This window comes from Binatus sp. (SeqCode) (assembly GCF_049584895.1).
Classification (GTDB): domain Bacteria; phylum Desulfobacterota; class Binatia; order Binatales; family Binataceae; genus Binatus.
The window spans coordinates 1-2106 of the sequence record NZ_JBAUYR010000093.1 but is presented as its reverse complement, the minus strand read 5'-3'; the positions used below and the strand labels follow the sequence as shown (position 1 = coordinate 2106).

Sequence of the window (2106 nt, the reverse complement as noted above, 5' to 3'; positions counted from 1 at the left end):
CACTTGCGGCGATTCTGATAGGTGCTTGGCGCGATGATCTCGGCCCCGATCCAATCGCGCAAGCACTGAATCAGCTCGGCTTGATCGCTCTCGTCTTTCTGATCGCTGCTCTCGGATGCACGCCGCTCAAAGCCATGTTTGGTTGGACCTGGCCAATGCGTATCCGGCGGATGCTCGGCCTGCTCGCGTTCTTCTATGCTCTGCTGCACGTCATCACCTACACTGTGCTCGATCAGGGCCTGGACTGGCACGCGATCGTGGACGATATCGTCAAACGGAAATTTATCTTTTTCGGGTTTTCTACCTTCGTGCTATTGATTCCGTTGGCCGCGACATCGACCAATTCTGCTCTCAGACGTCTCGGTTACGTCCGATGGAAGCAGCTCCATCGCCTCGCCTATCTGGCGCCAGCACTTGCGGTCCTTCATTTCATCTGGAGAGTCAAGCTCGACGTTCGCGAGCCGGTCGCCTATGGCTTCGTGCTTGCGGCGCTACTCAGCGTGCGACTCGTGGATTATCTTCATGACCGCAAAGCTCTGCTGATGCGAGAGATATGACTCCGCGATCCAACTTTGATATCAAGAGAATTATGATTGCCGCGATTCTTTCGGCGATCGCGGGATTATTGGCAGGAGCCCAGTGGGTGTCTGCACAGGAGAAAACAATGCCTGATTCGAATTCCAGCAAGGGCGAGGTTCTCACGCAGGTCCTGAAAAAAATGCGCAGCGGCGAGAAGATCGCTCCAAGCGAGTTTCAGGACTTCGTGAAAGCCCAGAACGACGGCGCAACCACCGGCCTCAAGGTCGGAGAGAAAATACCTGACTTCGCGCTGGCGGATCAGAACGGTAATCGAAGAACGTTTCGCGATCTGACCGGCCCTTCGGGCCTGCTTCTGGTCTTCAGTCGAAGCGCCGATTGGTGACCCTATTGCAGAAGCCAGCTCGTGGAGCTGGAACAATCGCGACAGGGCTTCGAAAAGCAGGGTGTAAAGATCGCGGCCATCACCTACGACTCTCAGGAGATTCTGCAGCGCTTCAGCGCCGCTCATCACCTTGGTTACCCGTGCCTATCCGACAAGGGTAGCGTCGTCATTCGCGAGTTCGGAATCCTCAATACGAATGTCCCAAAGGATCATCCGTTCTACGGCATTCCGTTCCCCGGTGACTACCTGATTTCGCCCGATGGTATAATCAAGGCCAAGTACTTCCTGCCCGACTATCAGACAAGAGTAGCCTCGTCAGAGATCCTGCTTAATGAATTCGGCGCGGACACGAATGCTCAATCGGTGTCGCTAACGGCCGGGGACATTCGAATCGTGGTCACCCCTTCGACCGATCACGCCGTAGCCGGCCAGGAAATCGGAGTAGCCGCGGACTTCACAATCGCAAAGGGCTGGCACATTTACGGACAGCCCCTTCCGGCTAACTACACTCCGACGACAATCGTGTTCGACAGCGACTGCGTCGCCAAACAATCGTTTGAGTACCCCGATCCAGATAAAGTCGCTTTTCCCCAACTCGGTGAGACGCTTCCCGTCTACGCGGGCAACTTCCGAGTCAAAGGAAAAATCCTCGCGAGACCCGGACTGAAGCCGGGCGACTACAAGCTAAAGGGAAAACTCAGCTTTCAGGAATGTAGCGAGCAGATTTGCAAGATACCCCAATCGGTCACGTTCGAGATTCCTTTCAGGATCGATCCGATGGCATCAGCGGCGCCCAAGGTTCCGACGGGCGCTTGATCGCAGATTCAGCAGCACGAAGAGAGCGAGCGTGTGACTTCCGATTTGTGTTAAGTCGAAAGGCAATTTTGAACAGTACTCGTATGCGGCAGCGTCGTAATCCCGGATACTGTGGCTGTCAACTGTATCGACGGGTCCCGATTGCCCTCGTTCCTGCGCAAAAGCCCTTTTATTTTCAATGCCGGGGGCGGGACTCGAACCCGCACGGCCCTTTCGAGCCAGAGGATTTTAAGTCCTCTGCGTATGCCATTTCGCCACCCCGGCGTTCCGGCGAGCATGATCGTTAAATCATAAACACGCCTGCGCGCGAAGATGGTGCGCGCGGTCTCCGATTGTTCATTCAGTCTGGCGAGGGATGCGTATAATAT

Annotated in this window: 3 protein-coding genes, 1 tRNA gene and 1 pseudogene; 4 read left to right on the top strand and 1 reads right to left on the bottom strand. The window is 55.3% G+C overall.

Features of this window, described 5'->3' with window-relative positions; all coding sequences use genetic code 11:
- From WB650_RS16265 to WB650_RS16250, 4 genes and pseudogenes are all read left to right on the top strand, one after another.
- Nucleotides 1-557, top strand: a 557-nt coding sequence (locus tag WB650_RS16265; protein WP_423961215.1) for a sulfite oxidase heme-binding subunit YedZ, incomplete at its 5' end; no start/stop codon positions are given.
- A 107-nt stretch (nt 558-664) separates the two neighbouring features.
- The gene (locus tag WB650_RS16260; RefSeq protein WP_422304257.1) at nt 665-922 is read left to right on the top strand and encodes a hypothetical protein; all 258 of its coding nucleotides are present in this window, start codon (nt 665-667) and stop codon (nt 920-922) included.
- A 12-nt stretch (nt 923-934) separates the two neighbouring features.
- A pseudogene (locus WB650_RS16255) lies at nt 935-1210 on the top strand (redoxin domain-containing protein); the annotation flags it as partial.
- A gap of 75 nt (nt 1211-1285) precedes the next feature.
- Nucleotides 1286-1738 carry a protein-disulfide reductase DsbD domain-containing protein gene (locus WB650_RS16250; protein ID WP_423961217.1) on the top strand — a complete coding sequence of 151 codons (453 nt, stop codon included), beginning with the start codon at nt 1286-1288 and terminating at the stop codon, nt 1736-1738.
- Between the two features lie 179 nt (nt 1739-1917).
- Here WB650_RS16250 and WB650_RS16245 read toward each other — a convergent pair.
- A tRNA-Leu gene (locus tag WB650_RS16245) sits at nt 1918-2002 on the bottom strand.
- Nucleotides 2003-2106 lie beyond the last annotated feature (104 nt).

Bases quoted from the DNA above. Each gene is read 5' to 3' on its own strand.
- WB650_RS16260 (WP_422304257.1), top strand. From the start codon at position 665: ATGCCTGATTCGAATTCCAGCAAGGGCGAGGTTCTCACGCAGGTCCTG.